The sequence below is a fragment of the Virgibacillus salexigens genome (assembly GCF_014905415.1).
GTDB classification, from domain to species: Bacteria; Bacillota; Bacilli; order Bacillales; family Amphibacillaceae; genus Virgibacillus; species Virgibacillus salexigens.
Genome location: NZ_BNEO01000001.1, coordinates 469,728 through 487,696 on the forward strand (window position 1 = coordinate 469,728; position 17,969 = coordinate 487,696).

The window sequence follows — 17,969 nt, forward strand, 5'->3', positions numbered from 1 at the left end:
CTACTCCTTTGTTGTGCTTTCTATAAACGGTGAATGAAACATAGATTGACTATGCAGTAGCTCTTTACCAGCATACGGAAAGTTTGTCTTTAAAAAGTAGTCATTCTACGTAAACTCGTTCATTTCCTTATACTATTGAACTTTACACCAATCTAATATAAACGCCGCTATTGTTTTCGTAGTCGTCTTTAAGCTATCTAGATGAATATATTCATTTGGTGCATGCATATTAGCACCGCTTGGACCATAGCAAGTAGCAGGAATGCAAAATTCTTCAAAAGCTCGTATATCTGTTGTAGCCGTAAAACCAATGGATTCAAGCTGTTTATTTGTCGTAATTTCATGCGCATTAGCAAGTGAATCCATTAATGAAGGATCAACCGAAGAAAAACCCGGAGCGTGAAACCCATAAAATGTGATCTCAGGAGGAGTTTGCTTTAACCAGTTATCTTGATTAGCTGCTTCCAACAACCACGCTTTGACCTCTTTTTGAATATCTGTTGGATTTACATCTGCATAAAAACCTACTCTCGCCTCAAATGTACATACAGATGGCACATTCGAAGCCCAATCCCCTCCATGGATAATTCCAACATTTACATTCAGTGGATGAGGATGATTTTGAAAGTCTGGATGCTTTGGCTTTTGATTAATATATTCTCTATAGGCATCTAATGTCTCAATTAAATATGCTGCCTTATTAATTGGATTTTGCGCTTTTTCTGCACGTTCGACATGCGCACCGCTTCCTCTCACTTTTACACGTACCCACATGACCCCAAGCTGACCTTTTATCGCTCGATGGGACGTAGGTTCTGGTATAAGCGCACCGTCAGCAGTATATCCTTTGTCTAACAATGCTAGCGCTCCATTTCCAGTACATTCTTCTTCGATTACTGTCTGAATTTGCAAAGCTGCCCCTAGTTCAATACCAGCTGCTTGAATTGCTTTTACGGCATAGATCATTGCTGCAACGCCTGATTTCATATCACAAATACCTCGACCATACATTCTTTCATCCACAATTGTAGGATGATATGGATCATAGTCCCATAACTCCACTGGTTCTGCACTTACAACATCAATATGCCCTTGCAAAATTAAGCTCTTCCCTATTTTATTAGGATTCTCCCATTCTCCGACTAATACAGGCCGATCCTGGTAAGACCATTCAGGCTGCCCATAATTGTGATACTTTTTTAATCTTTCTGGTTCAGGATCAAAGGTGGTTGTTGTTAGATTCATTTCATCTAAGTGACCTTGAATAAAGGTTTGAATTGCCTTTTCATTACCTAATGTACTTTTATATGTCCCTAGCATCTTTAAAAATAATTTTTCCTCTTCCCATAATACATCGATCTTTTCATTCACTTCTCCAATTACGTGTTGATTCAATTTGGTTACCTCCATTCATGGAATCTTATTTTTTAAAGAATATATAGACTAGTATGACAATTAACCGTAAAAATGGAAAGTATCAGCTTCCATGAATAAGTGGTACCAGATGAAGTAACCTTATATAGATGTTTTTAGATATATAAAACCGGAGAGCATTTTAATGTTCTCCGGAGTACACTTACTTTGTAAAATAGTAATAACTATAAGGTTTTTCGGTATCTCGAATAAATTCATGCGCTTGATAGCCTTGGCTAAATAAATGAACAAATGCTTGTCTTGACTTCATTCGCCATTCAATAGCTGTCAACAAATCCCTATCTTTGATATCTTGAATATGACTTGGGATCGTAACAGCATACACATCGTTAGATAATGACTCTGTATAATAATCAGTCATCACTGGCTTCCCATTCTGCTCACTTAATAATACACTTGCTTGTTCTAGTGATGCCATTTTTAGTTCTGCTTGGTCATTCCAACGCCATTCGATAAACATCCGATCGGTAGGCATTCCCTTATTCAGCCCATCATCCATTTCACCATAATAATCTTCCTTATAGATTGCTCCGGTTGCTCCTAATTTGTGTACATTAAGATAGGCATTAAGACTTTGAAGTGGATCGAATGTCCAGATCATTTTAGCATAGCCCATCTCCTCTGCGATTTTTGCTTGCCTTTGTTTCATTCTCTCCCCTAAACCAGCTTTACGGTATGCTGGTAACAATCCTAACATATGGGAGTATAAATAGGGCTCCTTCCCGTCAAATCCAGCAAAACTATATGAAAAACCAACTAACTTCTTGCCATCGTACGCACCTAACATAAGTCCTCCATTGTTTACCGCTGTGAAGGTTTGATGGACAGGTGTCGCATTCCCCCAAATCACATCCTCTAACATGATGACATTCTCCAGTTCATTCATTTCAGTAATTGTTCTAATATCCAGATTCCCTTTCATTGTACCTCCCACCTACTCTCATTAATATGTATTGTTAAATCATATAGGATATATCAGCCACTTTTCAAGCATATACTTCCCTATTCTTTCACCAGATAGCTAAGAACATATGCCCATCTTTGACTTGATTGTCATATCGTTTATCCAACCCACGTAATCTTATATAAAATCTATAAATAAGAATAAGAGGATGATAGACGTGATAGCAGCATTAGAAGGATTACGTGTAATTGAATTGGGGAGTTTAATTGCTGGCCCTTTTGCTGGTAGGCTTTTTGCAGAGTTTGGTGCTGACGTTATTAAAATAGAACCGCCAAAAAAAGGTGATCCACTTCGTGAGTGGCGTTATATGTATGACGGAAAATCATTATGGTGGTCCCTGCAAGCAAGAAATAAAAAATCCGTTACCATTGACCTTAAATCAGCCGATGGCCAAGAACTTGTTCGAAAACTAATTGATGAAGCAGATATTGTTATTGCCAACTTTCGACCAGGCACACTAGAAAAATGGAATCTAGGATATGAACAACTAGCTAAACGGAATCCTAAGGTTATCATGGTATTGGTCTCAGGTTTTGGACAGTCTGGCCCCTATCGAGATAAACCTGGATTTGGGAGTATTGGTGAATCTATGGGTGGCATTCGTTATATAACAGGCTATCCAGAATTACCGCCTCCACGAGTAGGAATAAGCATTGGCGACTCGCTTGCCGCTTTATACTCCGTTATTGGAGCACTTATGGCTGTATATCACCGGGATGTTCGCGGGACAAAAGAAGGTCAATTAATTGATGTTGCTCTCTATGAATCTGTTTTCAGCCTGATGGAATCCCTCCTACCAGAATATGATAAATTTGGTGTCGTGCGAAAGCGCACAGGTGCTAAGCTACCTGGTATTACTCCTTCGAATACCTATCCTTGTAAAGATGGTAAATATATTGTTATCGGTGGAAATGGAGATAGTATATTTCAACGCTTCATGCATGCAATCGATCGAGCTGATATCGCTGAAGATGAAAGATTTCGATCGAATAGTGGACGATCCCAATATGCTGATTTCTTGGACAAAGCCATTAACGATTGGACTAAACAAGTAAACCTAGACAAAGCATTGACCATCTTAGATGAAGCAAATGTACCTGCTGGCCCGATTTATAGTATTGAAGATATTGTCAAAGACCCTCAATACATGGAACGGGATATGATCCAAACCTATTCTTTAACAGAAAATGATACTGTAAAGATTCCTGGAATTGTTCCTAGAATGAGTAAAACCCCGGGTAGGACAAATTGGTTGGGTCCGGATTTAGGAACACATACCGTTGAAACATTAAGAAATTATTTAAACCTAACGGAACAAGAGATACAAGATTTACAAGACAAAGGGATTATTTAAAGGAGACTCGTTATGAGTAAACAAATATATATTCACGAAGTGGTTACCAGGGATGGTTTACAAAATGAAGACCAATTTCTTCCAACCAAAGATAAAATACATTTACTTAATCAACTTAGTCAAACAGGTTTAGACAAAATCGAAGTCACATCCTTTGTTTCTCCGAACGCAGTACCTAATTTGGCAGATGCTGAGCAAGTAATGACATCGATACAGCGGAATCCACAAATATCGTATAGTGCACTCATCCCTAATGTGATTGGGGCCAAGAGAGCAATGAAATGCCATGTAGACGAAGTTAATTTGGTTGTATCGGCGAGTGAGACACATAATCAAAAAAATATCCGACAATCCATCCAACAAACATATGATCAATTCGAATTAATCATCGATTATTTGTCTGATAAACCGGTGATACGCAATGGTTCCATTGGAACTGCCTTTGGCTGTCCTTTCGAAGGGAAGGTATCTGAATTTAAAGTATTCCTATTAATCGAAGCATACAAAAGTTTGGGCATAGAAAACATTACGTTAGCAGATACCACTGGAATGGCTACACCCACACAAGTATATCAATTATGTAAACAAGTACTCACCTTTTTTCCAGACCTCCAACTGACCATGCATTTCCATAATACCAGAGGTATGGGATTAGCAAATGTTATTCAAGCCATCCAAGCAGGGGTTACGCATTTTGATTCATCTTTAGGTGGAATTGGCGGATGCCCATTTGCTCCAGGAGCAACTGGAAATATATGCACAGAAGATGTCGTCCATATGCTTTATTTTATGGGTTATGACTTGAATGCTAAGTTAGACAGCCTGATAGATAGTTCTATTCATCTTCAGTCTCTACTTTCCCATGAAACTCCTGGCCAAGTTAGCAAGGCAGGTAAAATTACGGATTTACATGATCCATCCAAATTTTAAGCAAGGAGGTTATAGTATGAAACTAATAAAGGAACCAATTAAAAATTGGAAGTTATGGGTTGTTTTCGGTGTGCTGTTCTTATTAAGCGTTCCATGGTATTTTCCAACAGGTAGCTATAAACCGATTATTCTTGGGATTCCTTACTGGGCATGGATTATCCTGTTTGTCTCAATAGCCTTTTCAGCAACGATTACCTTCGCTATTAAACGACTCTGGATAACGGAGGAAATAACTACGGAGAGAAAGGAGGATAACAAATGGAACAAGAACTAGCTTTTGGTGGCTGGGCAGGAATCCTGATTATGGCGAGTTACGGTTTATTGATGCTAGGAATTGGACTGTTTACATTTTTAAGAAACCGCAATCTACGAAATAGTAATGAAGAGTATTACTTGGGTGGAAAAGGTTTAAGTATCATGGTGCTTTTTTTTACTTTTTATGCCACTCAATATAGTGGAAATACGATCATTGGGTATGCACCACAAGGATATCGAATTGGCTTCGAATGGATTCAATCGATCACTTTTATGATATTAGTCATGGTCGGCTACCTATTATTTGCGCCCCGATTGTATGCCCTAAGTAGAAAACATAACTTCATTACGCCATCCGATTGGTTAGATAAACGATTTCGCTCTAAAGGCATTACCATTTTAGGATCTTTTCTTATGCTCTATGGTCTAGGTAATTATTTATTAGAACAATTAGTTGCAGTTGGACAGGGTGTTTCTGGATTGACCGGAGGAACCATTCCATATCAAATTGCTGTTGTGTTTTTTATCATTATTATGTTAATTTACAGTTGGCTCGGCGGTATGCGTGCAGTAGCCTATACGGATACAATGCAAGGAATTGCGCTCCTCTTCGGTGTTTGCATACTTGTAATCGGTTCTATTATTTACTTCGGCGGTCTTCCTACTTCAGCCAATTATATGGCTACACTTTCGCCAGAAAAACTTGGTGTCCCGGAAGCGAGTGGAATTTCTGGATGGTTTAGCATGTTGCTCCTTACGTGTATAGGTGCAGCAATCTATCCCCATGCAATTCAACGTATCTTTTCTGCCAAAAACGAAAGTACATTAAAAAACTCACTGATTGGTATGGCATGGATGCCGTTTATTACAACGGGGGTTATTTTTCTTGTTGGTATTATTGGTATAAACGCTTTTCCGAAGTTGGATGTCATGGAGTCCGAACAATTGGTTGGGATGATGGCGAATGTAATTGCATCGCAAAATGCCTTTTTCTATTGGGCAATGATTCTATTATTCGGAGGGATAATTGCAGCAATTATTTCTACTGCGGATTCCGTATTATTAACCTTCTCTTCCGTAATATCCAAAGATTTATATGGTAAGTTCATTAATTCAAAGGCATCTGAACATAAACAAATTATTGTTGGAAAAATTTCCGGAATTCTGGCCGTTGCTGTTTTATTATTGTTAGCATGGTACCCTCCAGCAACGTTATACGAAATATTTGTTTTGAAATTTGAGTTACTCATACAGATTGCTCCCGCATTTATTCTCGGCTTATACTGGAAAAAGCTTCATACAGCTTCTGTTTTTACTGGAATGATTGTGGGGACAATTTTAGCAAGCTTGATGACATTTATAAATATGGAACCGCTTGGCGTATTTAGCGGTCTTTGGGGATTGCTAGTAAACCTGATCATTTGTGTTTGTGGGAGTTACCTATTCCAAGTGACTACAGAAGAGCAGACAGAAGCGGAGAGAATAATAGGTTTATAAAATCACAACAACACTAACCTACTACTTCATGTAATATTTATCATAAAAATAAGTGTAGAAAGACCGATGGTTTTTCTACACTTCAATATTCTGTTCGAATAAAGAATTATTGCTATTCTGTAACTTCTTGCATTTTTGTTTTCGCTTCTTGAACAATTTGATCTAATTCTTTCAGCTGAGCTGGATCGATCATTCCATCCTGATTGTTTTGCTTTTCAATCTTATTGATTAACGTATCCGTATAACGTTGCAATTCTTTTGTTCGTGCCTTAATTTCAATACGAACCGTTTCATTTAAATCGCGTTCAGCTTCCTCTACCTCTTCTTTCAAGGCATCATTCAGACGATTCGTTTGTTCGTTTTGCACAGCTGAAATTTCCAATTCGATATGATCAATTGCTTCATCGGTTTTTTGTTGAAACCAATTTGTCAGCATCCCCGTTATATTCTGCTCTGCAAAGACAGCCGTATATGCGCCACCTGTTAACAACATACATAGTACTATACAAAACGTCCATCGACATATTTTCTTATTCTTTGTTCGTTCGCCATTGATTTGTCTATCTGCCACCTGCTTCTCCCCCCTTCACAGGTGATTCATCACAGTTCGAAATTACTCATTTATCCCTGAAACCACTTCATCAAGCGCTGCTTTAGCCTCATTTTCTAGTGTTTGTGCCGTTGCCGTAATTATGATTTGTTGTTCTTCTACCAATCCTCCAATTAATTCCGTAACCGTTTCTCTTAAATCGTTTATTGCCCAATCCACTTGGTTTTGTAGATTACGTATCGTTACTTCCTCATTCGTTGCAATTTCCGCTTCCAAATCAGCTTGCGCATTGGCAATTGCTTCTTCCAACTCAGCAACCGCTTGCGACTTTGCTTCGGTTAAATCAGAAGTTAATTGGTTTACCGCTTCATCTCCCAATTGTTCTGTAAATGCTGTTAAATCATTGGTTGCGTATTGAAGACCTTCTACTCCTAATCTTTCAATCTCTAGGTACCCATCAAGAAACACATTATAGAACTGTAATCCCATCTCCTCTAAAATCATGCTTTCTTCTTCACTCAACGATTCAATATGTGCTAGTTTTGCAGCGACGACTTCTTGAAGGGATGCTGCTGTCTCCTCTGTTCGAGCTAAATCAATATCTAACGATGCATCACGCCTCAATTGACCATATTTCTCTTCTAGTTCCGGCAGCTTGCTTTCACCGTACTCGGTAACTTCTTCTTCAATTGTCGCTACAGAATCATTAAACATCCCGTCATACCACTGGCGGATAGTTATCCCTGCATCCGTATTAGCAAATACTACACCAGCGCTTGATAATATCCCTACTCCAATGACTCCCGCAGCAACTTTCGATTTTAAAGTTCCTAATCCTAGTTTCATTCTCAACTCTCCCCTTGTTTTTATTATTTGGAAGGACTCGTTGTTGAATCCTTTTGATATAACCACGATTCAAGTGAACGACGAACATTATTTGATATACCTTGTTGTATCTCATGCTTCTTTTTCTCTGAATAATTGTCCAACCGTTCATAATTCGATTTACTTATTGCTTCGGTGATTTGTTCCTCATACGCTTCTCCATACTGCTGAATCTCTAGTCTAGAATCTATACGAAGTTGCTCTAGTCTTTCTTCAACGTAGTTTTGTTGATGATTTAAAAGATAGTCATTTAAAATATATTGTTTAAAATTATCTTCCGTATGCTCGTTTATCCAACTCTTCATTTGAAAAATGGAATACCACATCTCTTTATCAGCTGCCACATGACTGGAGCTTATTAAAACGATGCAAAAAGCAATTGCTAATGATTTTTTCATTTTCCATACAACCTTTCGACTCAATACTTATCGCTTATATAGATGTATTCATTTCCATCTTTTATACTATCTTAGCAAAATATCAATAGATTAAAATCTGAATATTATACTATTTTTAAAATAGTATAATAGTTTTGCAAGATATCTATCTTTCATGCAACTGGTCTTATTTTAGGTATAAAGTCCTGGTGTTTCTTTTCTTTTTCAACAAATTCACAGAAAAACTGCAGTCTGCTCAAAACACTTAACCAAAAACAATACTATTTTCCTATTAAACCGATAACTGATTTGATTTTTGTACTAATTACTGGATTACCCCACTAAGAAATAGGGTTAAAAATAATCAGGATGGATTGACTAAATAACGTAGTGAAAAGTCGCGTTCGCTGGAGGCATCATTCATGAATATTGATATAATTATCAATTTGACATCGTTACTCCTTGCTATGGCATTCTTTCTTATGACGATGTACAATTTAATACTAAGCATTACATACCTAATTAAAAAGGTAATTCATTCATCTTGGAATGATTGTCTTACTAATGCTTATTGTAATTATAAGTCTTCATAATGTTGCGTATTTTGGATAAATGGATAGATTGCAAGTCAAAGGAGAGAAGAATTATCTACCCTTTTATATTGATGATTAAAAGCCGAGTTAAATACTAGGCTTTACAAATTATTTTCCAAGGTATAAAATAGATCGAGTATATTATTTACCTAGGTAAATATAAGTTGAGGATGGTACTTGTGAATAACATAACAAATCGGGATCTGCTCCATTTATTAAATCAACGTTTTCGCTATTTAACCAAAGAAATGAACAAACGACTCAGTGACCATGGGTTGTATGCTTCCCAATGGTCTATTATTTTTTCTATTCAGCGATTTGGGCCAATGACACAAACAGATATATGGAAATATTTAAACATTGAAGCGCCAACCGTTACACGAACGCTTTCTCGTTTAGAAAAAGGTAGTTGGATTGTTCGAAGACAAGGAGAGGATAAACGCGAACGAGTCATTGAATTAACCGACTATGCAAAACAAAATTTTTCGGTTGTTCAAGAAACAATGGATACATTTGATGAAGATATGGTGACTCATTTATCACCAGAAGAAAGGAATCATTTGTATCGATTATTGGAAAAATTAGCAACAGGAGAGAAGTAATATGAGTCAAGAACAAAAAATATGGACGAATAGTTTTATAAGCATTTCGATGACACAATTCTTAATTTTCATGTCGTTTTATGCTTTAATGACAACCTTACCTATTTATGTCATCGATAATTTAGGAGGGACAGAAGCTGAAGGTGGGTTAGTGGTAACTGCTATGTTATTAGCAGCAATTATTGTCCGTCTTTTTTCCGCTAAATTATTAGATAAGACCGGAAAGAAAATGGGATTAGTAGTTAGTGTGGCAATCTTTGCAGTAACTTCATTTCTATATCCAGTAATTGACGCATTTATGTCTTTATTAGCTTTACGTTTCTTTCATGGTTTATCATTTGGTGTCATTACAACTGCGACAGGGGCGATAGCAGCAGATATTATCCCACCATCACGACGAGGTGCTGGCCTTGGCTATTTTGCTATGGCAATGAATCTAGCAGTTGTTGTCGGACCTTTCATTGGGCTAACCGTATTACAATTTACGAGTTTTCGAAACTTATTCATTATTTTAGCGGTATTAATGATCGTAGCTGTCATTAATTCAATCATGGTACAGGTGCCAAAAGGAGCGAATGCTCCTGAAAAAGGGAAGCAAAAATTAACGATCCATGACTTTATCGAAACAAAGGCTATAACGATTGCACTCATTTGCAGTTTAGTATCGTTAGCTTATGCAAGTGTCATGTCCTTCATTTCTGTTTACGCCAATACTTTAGGACTAGCATCAACAGCGAGTTATTTCTTTGTTGTATTTGCCGCAGTTATGCTCTTATCAAGACCATACTTTGGAAGGTCATTTGATTCTAAGGGGCCGAAATTTGTTATATTCCCATGCTTAATTATGTTTACTATGGGACTAATTGCACTAAGTTTGACCAATTCACCTTGGATGCTTTTATTATCAGCTGTTCTTATCGGTCTTGGATATGGTACCATCTTACCAAGTTTCCAAACAATGGCTATACAAGCTTCACCAAAAAACAGAAGTTCTCATGCAACATCCACGTTCTTTATTCTCTATGATTCCGGGATTGCAATTGGATCATTCATATGGGGAATTGTCGCATCAGGAGTAGGGTATGCGAATCTTTATCTCGTATGTGCAGTAATTGTTATTGCAGCACTTGCTCTCTTTAATTTATACCATTCAAGAGCAATAAAACCTAAGGTAAAACAAGAAACTGCATAGTTCCTACATCATCTCATAAAGTTCGAGGAATGGATCATCCTATCCTTCCCCGAATTTTAATATGGTAAGACCTTCACATAGGATAACAGGTGGAAATGCTGGCCATTAACCTTTGATAAATGCAATACATTTCTCGGCTATTAATTCCTTATCATGATCTAAAGTTGCAACATGGTAACTAAGCTCTAAAGACACAATAGAACGTTCTTTTGATGAAATAGATTGGTAGATTTCTTGAGAATTTTCCGGAGGAACTACATGATCTACCGAAGATGCAAAGATCATGGCTGGTATGTTAATTATTGATAATTGTTCTCTTACTTTCTTGGTTAATGCAATAATTTCTCCCATCGACTTAACAGGTGTTTGTTTATAAGCTAATTCTTCAACCCCATTTTTTTTGATATCAGAACCGATCCCATCTATAAAGCGGGTATTTGAGTTAATAAGCTCTTGATAATTTTTGATCATTTCTGGCATATGAATAGCCGCATTGATTGGCATAATTCCCTTTATCTCTGGATGGTGTTCAGCAAGATAAAGCGTTAATGTCCCTCCCATGGAAAGCCCCGTCACATAAACTTCCTTACATGTTTCTTGAAGTTTTGCTAATCCTTTTTCCACTGTTTGAATCCAATCCTGATAGGTTGCATTTTCCATATCTTCTGGCGATGTCCCATGTCCGATTAAACGTGGTCCAAAAACCGTAAAACCAGCATTAGCAAGTTGTTCACCAAGAAATCGCATGCTTTGGGTAGAACCTGTAAATCCATGAATTACTAGCACCCCCGTTTGATTACCAGGAAAATAAAATTCTTTCGCACCCTCTATTACATTTTTCTCTGCCACGAATTAACACCTCCATCAAATACAATAATATTGTAAGCGCTTCATTTTTTTATAAAAAAATGAAAGTGATTTATAGGATCACTTTGTGCTTATATGTATTAATCAGCATCTAATATAGATGTCTTTGTTCCTTTTATATTACCACTAAGCAAAACTGGTGGCAAGACTTCTCAATTCTCCATTTGTTTAGGCTACAGCTAAAACAGCATTGATGATGGTTTTTTAAAATCACAGTAGAGCCTGAAGCAAATGGTACATCCATTTATCATGAGTTTCGTAAGACATCAAATCGGTACATTAATGGAATAAACTGACACAATTCAGCTAGCATATAGGCAGCCCAAAATCCACATTTCCATCTGACTCCATCGGTGGAACAATTTGTTTGGCCGTTTGGTTCCTAGCCTATAATTCTTGTTGTCTACAATTAATATGAGGTCAGAAATGCAATTGCCTTATTTATCAGAGTGTTACTTCTACCATACATCCTCTAATCAAAAAGACACCACGGATTCAACAAAATGGTTATGGTGGTGTCTTTTCTCTGAGATTAATTCATTAATTCATAAATTTCACACAAACAACTTCTGGCACCTCGACTTCACTGTCTTGTTTTGTTAATTTGCCAGTTGTTTTATCCCGAGCAAATAATACGAGATTTCCACTATGTTGATTCGATGCAACGATAAACGATTCACTTGGATCTAAAACGAAATCACGTGGCCACTCTCCGCCAGTAGCTGTCCATTCAACCAATGCTAACTGATCGTTTTTTTCCTCTACTTGGAAGACCGCAATACTATTATGTCCACGATTCCCCGTGTAAACAAACTTTCCATCAGATGAAATGTGAATAGCACTTGCATCATTTGTATCTGTAAAATCCTCTGGTTTCGCAAGGATTGTTTGTTTTTCTGTAAACCTACCTTCGCTTGCATGATAATCAAGTACAATGACTTCTGAACTTAATTCTGTCAGAACGTAGGCTGTGTTCCCATTTGGGTGGAATACAATATGACGAGGACCACTGCCTGGTTTCGTATGTAATGTTTGATGTCGAACCAATTTATCGTTTTCCACACGATACGTGACGACCTCATCTGTACCTAAGTCACATACGACAACATAACTCCCATCAGGAGTAAATCCAGCAAAGTGGACATGGGATTTTTCCTGTCGTTCATGTGGACCGTTCCCTTCATGCGTTACAAATGAGCCAGTTTCTATCTTGCCACTTGTATGAAGAGCATGGATAGCAACTTCACCTTTGTGATAATTCCCTGATACCACTTTTCCATCATGAACACTGACATGACATGGCGCTCTTCCCTCTAGAAGCTGTTCATTTAGTTTGTTTAGTTCCGCTTCTCCATCTATTTGATAAGCATATACACCTCCCAAATCGCCGTCCTGACCAACAGCAAATAAGAAACGGTTATCATCGCTAATGGTTACATATGTAGGACTACCAACAGTAGCAACAGCTTTTACTGCATGTAATACTTGTTCTTGGGTATCCAGCTCAAAACGATAGATTCCTTTGCTATTTTCCCTTGTATAGGTTCCTGCAAATCCAATATAGTTTGTCATTCTACCCTTCCCTTTCCATATACTGAAATACTATATAGCTAGAATTGTACGTTTAAATAGGTGAAATGTAAACCTCGACACTTCCTTTTCGATCAATATGTAAAGTGCCCGAGATAATTTATCTCGGGACACGATTCTATATATAGTTCCTCTTTATTTCCTTATTCCATGTCTTGCTGAATATCTTTTCGCCGTTTTCAAACGCTGACATGGTATTTGTTAAATAAAAGTTTGCTTCGTCGCTCGTCATTTCACTAAAAGTAATTAACTTAGTCTGCCAATCACCTCTGCCAACTTTTAGTTCCCATTCACAAGAAGCCGTTGCCGATAAGGGATCGTTTTCTTTAATCATATAGGTATTTTTATTTTTACTTCCATACTCTAAACCATTGGTTACTAATTTCCGTTCCCCTTCATCGGAATAATCTTCTAATTTCCATGCTCCTGTCACTGTATCATGACTAACTTTTCTGCTTCGTTCTTCCATGCGTAATACTTTCTTTTCCATTACCTGAGCGATTTCAGGGGTTTCAAATCGTACCTGTTCATCGTTAGATTGCGCTTTTCTAATTGGTAATGAAAGCTTTGTATCCTCCCCAGTATGCAGGGTCAGTGTAACAGCTTTCGGAGACGGCCATGCTGACGGCCAGTAAGCTGGTGAAACAGCTAACTCTAACCGATGTCCTTTAGGAATATGCTGACCGATTGCATCTAGTTGTACCGAGACCTGATATTTTTCTCCTGGAATTAGCTTGTCAGGATACTCATGTGAATTGCGATGGGTTAAATTAAGTACACCCGAGCTAATTAGTGTGGATTCCCCAGTCGGTGCTTTATCACATAATCTTACTGCTAATAAAGCCTGTTCTTGATCTGATTCAATCGTAGCATGGAACATAGGGAACCCTAAGATTTCCATATTTTCTTCCATTGGCTCGGAGGTAAATACGGTTGTCATGCCATTTTCTAATCGTTGGTCTGAAGGAAGGTCTCCTGGTTGACCAAACGGACAAAATACCCCTGCATAAAATCCATGCTGTTGAACACTTGGAACTGTTATGCTATCTTCATTAGCTGCTTCTGCAAGCTGCATATGGTTCGGATAAAAATTCTTCTTAGCGATACTCTTGGAAGGCCATTCTTCATCTGCCACCCATTTACCAGGACGCACATCATAACTTACTTTAGGAGGGGCACTATCTTGGATATAAGTGGTTAATTTAGGTTCATCCATGATGCCAGTATCATTTCCCTTTAACCAGTGATCCCACCAACGTAGGCACTCTTGCAGAAATCCAATTGCTGGTTCCGGTGTAGCAACCTCGGGATACTCATGAGCCCATGGTCCAATCAACCCTTTCGCATTTGGAAGACGCTCAATTAGGCGAAATACTGAATTGGTATAGCCATCCTGCCAGCCACTTACAGCAAACACAGGAATTTTAATATCGGAATAGTCTTCACAAACAGAACCATGTTTCCAATAATCATCTCTTACTTGGTGACTGACCCATTCTTCCACAAATGGAGGCGTATTCTCTAATCGATCCAACCAGTTTTCCTTCCAGCTCTCTCCTACTACCTTGGGGTCTTGTGGTCTAGCATTATAAACAAACATCGTTGACGCCCACCAAAGCATATCCGAAGCAAGCATCGTTCCTCCCTTGTAATGGACATCATCTGCATAGCGATCGTCCGTTGAACATAGCGTAATAATCGTTTTTAATGCCGGATGATTCCTCGCCGCTACTTGTAATCCACTAAATCCACCCCAGGATTTCCCAATCATTCCGACGGAACCAGTACTCCACGGTTGGTTTGAAATCCAATCCAAGACGTCTAAAGCATCATCCTGTTCTTGCTTTAAATACTCATCTAATAATATACCATCCGAATCACCAGATCCTCTTATATCTACTCGAATGCTCGCATAACCATGCCCAGCAAAATAAGGATGACGTATGGAATCTCTGATTGCAGTAAAATCATTTTTTCGGTATGGAATATATTCCAAAATCGCAGGTACGGGGTTCTCTTCGGCATCCACAGGCAGCCAGATGGTGGCCGCAAGTTTCTTTCCATCTGACATCGGTATCCAAATATGGTCAACTTTCTTTATTTCACGTGGATAATCTGTTTTAATTCTCCGCTCCTCTGAGTCTCTAACATTAAATACCAAGCTTATCTTCCTTTCTTGTGTTGCAACTTAATTTCCTAAAAAACGATAATTTATTTTCACTCTTTTATCTGGCTTAACAGTTCTCATTACGCTTTCATACACATAACATATTGTCCGTTCCACTGCTTGTTCCTTAGAGTAGTTACGTCGATGATTCATGAATGTACTCATCATTCCTTTCCAAACCATTAACGTAACATCAGCAATATAATCAATGTCTTCACGATCAATAAATTCTTCTTCCACTGCATTTTCGATATATAATGCGCTTCGTTTGGAGAAATTCTGTTCCATAATAATGGATTTAATCTGCTCAGGTAATCCAATAAGATCATCTTCGTATATACTATAATAGTCTTCCAACAGATCCTCAGGTATTGCTCCCAAATTATCCATAAAAAGAATAGCGTAGATTTCTGGCTGCTCAAAGGAATGCTTACAAAAGCATTCCCATGAATATAGCCATTTTTCTACAGTATTATTGCCTTTTTCCATATATGCTGGTAGTTCTTCTATATAAGTTGTTGTAAATCGCATGGCTGCAAAGAATACGAGATGAGATAAATCCTTAAAATAGTTATATGCTGTAGAACTTGTATATCCAGCGCGATCTGCGATTTTTCGTATAGTTATATTGTCAATTCCTTCTTCTTCAATAATTTCCGCAGCAGCATCGAGAAAATAACGCCACATACGTGCACGTTGTATTTTCTTTTTCATTTAACTGCCTCCTCACTTGAACATTTACGAACGACGTTTCTTCACATATACATGTTGATCTTCATTCTGTCTCAACCATCTTACCAAAGATATAGACAATAGAATATACATGATTAAAATCGGAACAGAGACTAAAACAGATGATGTTTGTACGACACTAAGCCCACCTGCAATGGTTAAACTAATTGCTAATGCTGATAGTAGTATTCCCCATAATAATCGATGCCAGCGTGCTGGCTCAGCATTACTGTACAATTCTTTTGTTGCAACACTAGCAATGACATAGCTTGCAGAATCGAGCGAAGTTGCTAAGAAAATAAAACCTAAAACAACAAAGAAAATGGAAACAACGATAGGCATAGGGAGTGAGTTTAAGACCGCTACAATAACAGCTGGCTCACTCTGTTCTAAAATAGTAACTAAATCTACTTTTCCAGTTAATTGAAGATCCATCGTGTAACCACCAAAAACGCCGAAATAAAGCCAACTTCCTAATGCACCCCACATGAGCACATTAAATACTAACTCACGAATGGTTCTTCCTTTGGAAATACGAGCCACAAAAATTCCAATGAACGGGGCCGTCGCTGCAAACCATGCCCAATAAAAGACCGTCCATGCTTGAGGAAATCCTCCTTTTTCTATTGGATCCGTATACAGACTCATTCTCATAAAATTATCTAACATTAAACCAAGACTGTTTGTGAAATAGGATAGAATAAATAATGTTGGCCCAACAATGATCACAAATATCGCCAACCCCAATGCTAAATAGACATTCCAATCACTTAATTTACGTATCCCCTTATATAATCCAAAATAAGCACTTGAGCTAAAAATAACGGTCCAAATCAAAATAATAACAATATTTAAGCCTAATGATGGCTCTATCCCAATTAGATTTCCGATTACTGCAGATACCATTGGGACACCAAGGCCTAGCGATGTTCCTAACCCGCCAATCATGCTCCAAATTACTAATATATCAATAATTTTTCCGATAATTCCATCTGCATGCTTTCCAAGCACACCTCGGCAAGCCGCACTGATGCGAAGCGAACGCTCTTTTCTTACATAGAAGCTATAAGCCATTACGACGGCTGGCAATGCGTATAGTGCCCATGCAGAAATACCCCAGTGAAATAGCCCATAGCTGACTGCATATTCAGCAGCAGTAGTGGATTCGCTTTCGATGCCAAATGGAGGACCCGTATAATAATAAAGTGGTTCGACAATCGACCAAAACATGATACTGGTACCCATACTTGCACAAAAGAGCATACCTCCCCAGCTAAACCGAGAAAACTCGGGTTTATCATCTATATCCCCTAGTTTCACTCTTCCATATTTACCCAACATCAACCATGCCAAAATAATAAATAAACCGATCGTTAAGAACTCAAACGCCCAATCTAAACGATGTGTAATATCAGTCATGAGGCTTTCCACTACTGGACCAGCGGATTCTTTAAAAATAACTAAGAATAAGGTTGCAACTATAACTACCAATAAAGATGGCCAAAAAATAATTTGATCTACTTTTACTCTCATAACGTTTTTTACATACCTCCCCTTATTTATACATTTTATGAACGTGTTTTTTATATGAACATGTTCATATTAACATAATAATAAAATATATCAACCGCTCCTAAATGGATTGAAAAATTCGTTTTAAAATTAAAAAACCCCCTGGATAGTAATTACTATCCAGGGGATTAGTGTTGTTTGTCCATTGCTCCATTTACCATAAAGTCAACATATTGTTGAATCATTTGATCTTTAAATAGAGTGACCTAATCTCCCTTATGAATACGATAATGCGTATACATTTATAAACAAAAAACAGCAAAAAATACCTATTGAAAGAGAAGTCCAAGCTATTAAGACTTGTTTCATTCCATCCGTTTCTAGTATTTAAGCACTCGAATAGCGCGCAGACTTTTAGCATTTTCCTTTACTGCTTCTTCCTCCTGAAAAAGCTATCGAATAATTCGA

Annotated in this window: 16 protein-coding genes; 6 read left to right on the top strand and 10 right to left on the bottom strand. The window is 37.8% G+C overall.

What is annotated here, in order from left to right:
• Positions 1-132 precede the first annotated feature (132 nt).
• A complete protein-coding gene (locus tag JKP73_RS02250; protein WP_021289314.1) occupies positions 133-1,395 on the bottom strand; it encodes an ArgE/DapE family deacylase in 1,263 nt (420 codons plus the stop codon).
• 181 nt (positions 1,396-1,576) lie between these two features.
• Positions 1,577-2,356 (bottom strand): GNAT family N-acetyltransferase, encoded by a 780-nt coding sequence (locus JKP73_RS02255; protein WP_038242799.1) that lies wholly within the window; start codon positions 2,354-2,356, stop codon positions 1,577-1,579.
• A gap of 190 nt (positions 2,357-2,546) precedes the next feature.
• On the opposite strand from JKP73_RS02255, the gene JKP73_RS02260 reads away from it, so the two are divergent.
• The 4 genes from JKP73_RS02260 to JKP73_RS02275 are packed head-to-tail and all read left to right on the top strand — an operon-like array spanning position 2,547 to position 6,434.
• Positions 2,547-3,752 (top strand): CaiB/BaiF CoA transferase family protein, encoded by a 1,206-nt coding sequence (locus JKP73_RS02260; protein ID WP_031335037.1) that lies wholly within the window; start codon positions 2,547-2,549, stop codon positions 3,750-3,752.
• A gap of 12 nt (positions 3,753-3,764) precedes the next feature.
• Entirely contained in the window at positions 3,765-4,682 is a 918-nt protein-coding gene (locus JKP73_RS02265; protein WP_160806666.1) for a hydroxymethylglutaryl-CoA lyase, read from the top strand.
• A 16-nt stretch (positions 4,683-4,698) separates the two neighbouring features.
• Positions 4,699-4,956, top strand: coding sequence for a hypothetical protein (locus JKP73_RS02270; protein ID WP_038242798.1), 258 nt, complete (start codon positions 4,699-4,701; stop codon positions 4,954-4,956).
• A complete protein-coding gene (locus JKP73_RS02275) occupies positions 4,941-6,434 on the top strand; it encodes a sodium:solute symporter family protein (protein ID WP_038242797.1) in 1,494 nt (497 codons plus the stop codon). Before JKP73_RS02270 ends, JKP73_RS02275 begins: the two co-directional genes overlap by 16 nt.
• 112 nt (positions 6,435-6,546) lie before the next feature.
• Here the strand turns inward: JKP73_RS02275 and JKP73_RS02280 are convergent, their stop codons facing one another.
• Genes JKP73_RS02280 through JKP73_RS02290 form a run of 3 tightly spaced genes read right to left on the bottom strand, consistent with a single transcriptional unit; the run spans position 6,547 to position 8,267 of the window.
• Positions 6,547-7,005: a hypothetical protein gene (locus JKP73_RS02280; RefSeq protein WP_160806667.1), complete on the bottom strand. Its 459-nt coding sequence runs from the start codon at positions 7,003-7,005 to the stop codon at positions 6,547-6,549.
• A gap of 42 nt (positions 7,006-7,047) precedes the next feature.
• Positions 7,048-7,830: a hypothetical protein gene (locus tag JKP73_RS02285; protein WP_160806668.1), complete on the bottom strand. Its 783-nt coding sequence runs from the start codon at positions 7,828-7,830 to the stop codon at positions 7,048-7,050.
• A 23-nt stretch (positions 7,831-7,853) separates the two neighbouring features.
• Positions 7,854-8,267 carry a hypothetical protein gene (locus JKP73_RS02290; protein ID WP_160806669.1) on the bottom strand — a complete coding sequence of 138 codons (414 nt, stop codon included), beginning with the start codon at positions 8,265-8,267 and terminating at the stop codon, positions 7,854-7,856.
• Between the two features lie 751 nt (positions 8,268-9,018).
• Between JKP73_RS02290 and JKP73_RS02295 the strand changes: the two genes are divergently transcribed.
• Positions 9,019-9,441 carry a MarR family winged helix-turn-helix transcriptional regulator gene (locus JKP73_RS02295; RefSeq protein ID WP_051739026.1) on the top strand — a complete coding sequence of 141 codons (423 nt, stop codon included), beginning with the start codon at positions 9,019-9,021 and terminating at the stop codon, positions 9,439-9,441.
• A gap of 1 nt (position 9,442) precedes the next feature.
• Entirely contained in the window at positions 9,443-10,633 is a 1,191-nt protein-coding gene (locus JKP73_RS02300) for an MFS transporter (protein ID WP_200410845.1), read from the top strand.
• 105 nt (positions 10,634-10,738) lie between these two features.
• Here JKP73_RS02300 and JKP73_RS02305 read toward each other — a convergent pair whose 3' ends face one another.
• From JKP73_RS02305 to JKP73_RS02325, 5 genes are all read right to left on the bottom strand, one after another.
• Positions 10,739-11,482, bottom strand: coding sequence for an alpha/beta hydrolase (locus JKP73_RS02305; RefSeq protein WP_160806671.1), 744 nt, complete (start codon positions 11,480-11,482; stop codon positions 10,739-10,741).
• A 558-nt stretch (positions 11,483-12,040) separates the two neighbouring features.
• On the bottom strand, positions 12,041-13,072 hold the full coding sequence (locus JKP73_RS02310) for a lactonase family protein (protein WP_160806672.1): 1,032 nt from the start codon (positions 13,070-13,072) through the stop codon (positions 12,041-12,043).
• Between the two features lie 136 nt (positions 13,073-13,208).
• Positions 13,209-15,251: a CocE/NonD family hydrolase gene (locus JKP73_RS02315; protein ID WP_160806673.1), complete on the bottom strand. Its 2,043-nt coding sequence runs from the start codon at positions 15,249-15,251 to the stop codon at positions 13,209-13,211.
• A 27-nt stretch (positions 15,252-15,278) separates the two neighbouring features.
• Entirely contained in the window at positions 15,279-15,971 is a 693-nt protein-coding gene (locus JKP73_RS02320) for a TetR/AcrR family transcriptional regulator (protein ID WP_160806674.1), read from the bottom strand.
• A gap of 24 nt (positions 15,972-15,995) precedes the next feature.
• A complete protein-coding gene (locus JKP73_RS02325; RefSeq protein ID WP_160806675.1) occupies positions 15,996-17,522 on the bottom strand; it encodes a BCCT family transporter in 1,527 nt (508 codons plus the stop codon).
• Between the last annotated feature and the right edge of the window lie 447 nt (positions 17,523-17,969).

Bases quoted from the DNA above. Each gene is read 5' to 3' on its own strand.
- JKP73_RS02255 (WP_038242799.1), bottom strand. From the start codon at position 2,356: ATGAAAGGGAATCTGGATATTAGAACAATTACTGAAATGAATGAACTG.
- JKP73_RS02260 (WP_031335037.1), top strand. From the start codon at position 2,547: ATGATAGACGTGATAGCAGCATTAGAAGGATTACGTGTAATTGAATTG.
- JKP73_RS02265 (WP_160806666.1), top strand. From the start codon at position 3,765: ATGAGTAAACAAATATATATTCACGAAGTGGTTACCAGGGATGGTTTA.
- JKP73_RS02270 (WP_038242798.1), top strand. From the start codon at position 4,699: ATGAAACTAATAAAGGAACCAATTAAAAATTGGAAGTTATGGGTTGTT.
- JKP73_RS02275 (WP_038242797.1), top strand. From the start codon at position 4,941: ATGGAACAAGAACTAGCTTTTGGTGGCTGGGCAGGAATCCTGATTATG.
- JKP73_RS02285 (WP_160806668.1), bottom strand. From the start codon at position 7,830: ATGAAACTAGGATTAGGAACTTTAAAATCGAAAGTTGCTGCGGGAGTC.
- JKP73_RS02290 (WP_160806669.1), bottom strand. From the start codon at position 8,267: ATGAAAAAATCATTAGCAATTGCTTTTTGCATCGTTTTAATAAGCTCC.
- JKP73_RS02300 (WP_200410845.1), top strand. From the start codon at position 9,443: ATGAGTCAAGAACAAAAAATATGGACGAATAGTTTTATAAGCATTTCG.
- JKP73_RS02310 (WP_160806672.1), bottom strand. From the start codon at position 13,072: ATGACAAACTATATTGGATTTGCAGGAACCTATACAAGGGAAAATAGC.
- JKP73_RS02320 (WP_160806674.1), bottom strand. From the start codon at position 15,971: ATGAAAAAGAAAATACAACGTGCACGTATGTGGCGTTATTTTCTCGAT.
- JKP73_RS02325 (WP_160806675.1), bottom strand. From the start codon at position 17,522: ATGAGAGTAAAAGTAGATCAAATTATTTTTTGGCCATCTTTATTGGTA.